Annotated in this window: 2 protein-coding genes and 1 pseudogene; 1 reads left to right on the top strand and 2 read right to left on the bottom strand. The window is 73.4% G+C overall.

Going from position 1 to position 2,600, the window contains the following annotated elements; translation table 11 throughout:
- Positions 1-1,198 (bottom strand): annotated as a pseudogene (locus tag IR170_RS19200) (hypothetical protein); the annotation flags it as partial.
- On the bottom strand, positions 1,195-1,578 hold the full coding sequence (locus IR170_RS19195; protein ID WP_193666510.1) for a hypothetical protein: 384 nt from the start codon (positions 1,576-1,578) through the stop codon (positions 1,195-1,197). The gene IR170_RS19195 and the pseudogene IR170_RS19200, both read right to left, overlap by 4 nt.
- Before the next feature lie 181 nt (positions 1,579-1,759).
- On the opposite strand from IR170_RS19195, the gene IR170_RS19190 reads away from it, so the two are divergent.
- On the top strand, positions 1,760-2,377 hold the full coding sequence (locus tag IR170_RS19190; RefSeq protein ID WP_193666509.1) for a hypothetical protein: 618 nt from the start codon (positions 1,760-1,762) through the stop codon (positions 2,375-2,377).
- Positions 2,378-2,600 lie beyond the last annotated feature (223 nt).

The raw sequence follows: 2,600 nt of genomic DNA, 5'->3' as shown, positions 1-2,600 counted from the left end.
GGCCACCGGCGCCGCGGCCCCCGGCGCCGGTGCCACCGCGCGCGGCCCCACGGGCCCCGCTGCGGCTGCCGCCACGACCGCCCGCACCGGCGGCGCCCGCCGTACGCGCTCCGCCCGTGGAGCCGGGAGCGACCGCCGCGCCGCGGCCCAGGGCGCCCGAGGCGCCCGTGCGGGTCGAGGCGCCGATGGCGCCGGCCTTGGTGGCGGCGTTGGAGAGCGAGCCGGTCAGGCCGCTGAAGGCGCCGCTCTTGATGCCGCCCAGGAGCGCGCCGCCCCCGATGGCGCCGGCGGCCACGCCGCCCGCGACACCGCCGGGGAAGCCACCGCCCGTGCTGCCGCCGGAGCCGCCACCGCTGCCCGTGCCCGACGCTCCGCCGTCGGGCCAGGAGCCGGGGTCGCCGATGTCGGGGTCGGTGCCGTTCGGCACCTCCGGGGTGCCGGTGATCGGCGGCTCGGTGATGATCGGGGGCTTGGGCTCCTCCGGGTCAACGGGGTCGACGGGGTCGAGCGGGTCACGATCGGGGTCGCGGTCACGATCGGGATCGCGGTCGATCCGGCCGCCCTCGTCGGGGCGCCAGGTGCTGCCGCCGTTGCCGCCGGTGGAGCCGTCGCCGTAGGGGTTGCTCCCCCCGCCACCGCCGCCGTTCCTCGTGCCGGGGAGCGGCTCGGGATCGGGGATCTTGTGGATGTCCTTGAAGATGGTGATCGGCTCGTCGTAGTCGCTCTCCATCTGGTCGGCGATCTCGCGGGCGCGCTGCTCGCGGGCCTGCTCGCGCTGGGCCGCCAGGGTCGCGGAGTTGTCGGCCGTCGTCTTGGCCTGGTCGTTCTCCGCCTGGGTCTTCTCGGGGTCAGGCGTGAAGGTGATCGGCGTCAGCGGCGGCAGGTCGGTGTCGATCTTGTCGCGGGCCTCGCGGGCCTTGATCACGCCGTCCTTGGCCATCTGGAGCGCCAGCTTGCCGCGGAAGGCATCCGTGCCACGCTCACGCATGCGGTCGGCGGAGGCGCTGAGGGCGTTGAACATGGCGGGACCGGTCTCGCCGCCGATGTCCATCCCGTTCTGGGCGGCCGTCGACAGGTGGAGGGCCACCCTGTTGAGCACCTCGGAGACGTTCTCCCAGGCGGTGACACCATTGGTGATGGCGTCGTCGCTCGACTGGTCGACGGCCTGGTCGAGACGCGTCCGCTCGGTGCCCTTCATCGGTTCTCCAGGTTCTGGTTGATCGCTTCCACCGCGTCGGTGCTGCTCTGGATCTGCGCCAGGGCCTCGGCGGAGTGCGTGTCGGTCGTGTTGGTCCCGTCGCGGAACGTCTGGACCGCCTCGATGTAGATGTTCATCGCCTGCCGGAGCTCGACCAGGCTGTCGCGGAGGTAGTCCTTCGCCTTGTCGGCGTGCCCGCTGAGCTCGGTGCCCCGCGGCAGCGAGCCGAACGACGAACCGGCCGCCCAGTCCAGGTCGGTGGAGCTGAGGTCGCCCTCGCCCGTGCTCAGCTCCTCGAGGATGCCTTCGATGACGCCGTAGTCGATGATGAGCTCCTGCAGGGCACCTACGAGCCCTGGCAGTGGCGTGGTGTCGCTCATGAGCGCGTCCTCCTGGGACAGTCGAGGTGTCGTGGGCGCAGGTTGTGGCCGAGACGCTCCTTCCCCTCGGGCCGCGACTTCTAACGTCGTCGACCGAAGTCGTCCGGTCCACGTGCGCTTCCTCGGCCGGCAGGGCCTTCGCGGGCGGCTGCGCCCGTGGTGGGTCTGGCACGCTGTGGCCATGCTGTCCCGTGCGCGCACCGTCCTGCTGTCCCTGACCGCCGCCGCCGTCGCGTTGACCGGCGTCGCGTGCTCCGACAGCGGCGCGGGAGACGATCCCGACCCGTCCTCGACCGCGGCGGCGTCCCCCACCGACGCCGGCTCCGCGGGCTCCACCAGCGCCCCGGCGGAGCCCTCGGAGCCCTCGGAGCCCTCGGAGTCCGAGGCGCCAGACGGCACCGAGCTGCGGATCGAGGGGATCTCCCTGGTCGCGCCCCCAGGGGCGAAGCCCCAGGAGCTGGGTGAGGGGCTGATCAGCGCGGACTACGCCGACGGGTCCTTCGTCAACGCCGGGTCGATCCCCGACTACGGCGGGTCGCTGCGCGAGCTGGCCCAGACCGCCGCCGAGACCTCGCGCTTCCCGACCCGGCCCACCGTGCTGGCGCCGGTGGAGTACGTCGGACAGCGCTGGTGGCACCTCGCGGGGCCGGCCGGCCTGGGCGACCGGGTGGAGTCGTTCGGCACCAGCACGGGGGAGTACGTCGTCTACGTGGAGTTCGGCATCCCGCAGGGCTCCGACCGTGCGGACGCGCAGGAGCGGATCGAGTCGGTGATGGCGAGCGTCGAGCTGTCGGGGTGACGCGCCGACCGCTCACCGGGGGTGGTTTCGAGACGGTCGCTGGCGCTCCCTCCTCAACCACCGGGGGTGGGTGACGCTGCCTCCTCGACCACCGGCGGTGGTTTCGAGACGGTCGCTGGCGCTCCCTCCTCAACCACCGGGGGTGGGTGACGCTGCCTCCTCGACCACCGGCGGTGGTTTCGAGACGGTCGCTGGCGCTCCCTCCTCAACCACCGGGGGCGGG

Origin of the sequence: Nocardioides kribbensis (assembly GCF_015070375.1) — a bacterium.
Lineage (GTDB): Bacteria > Actinomycetota > Actinomycetes > Propionibacteriales > Nocardioidaceae > Nocardioides > Nocardioides kribbensis.
Note: the sequence above shows the minus strand (reverse complement) of the source record. Positions and strands in the feature narration are given on the sequence as shown.

Excerpts from the sequence above, each read along its gene's own strand:
- IR170_RS19190 (WP_193666509.1), top strand. The coding sequence starts at position 1,760 with ATGCTGTCCCGTGCGCGCACCGTCCTGCTGTCCCTGACCGCCGCCGCC.
- IR170_RS19195 (WP_193666510.1), bottom strand. The coding sequence starts at position 1,578 with ATGAGCGACACCACGCCACTGCCAGGGCTCGTAGGTGCCCTGCAGGAG.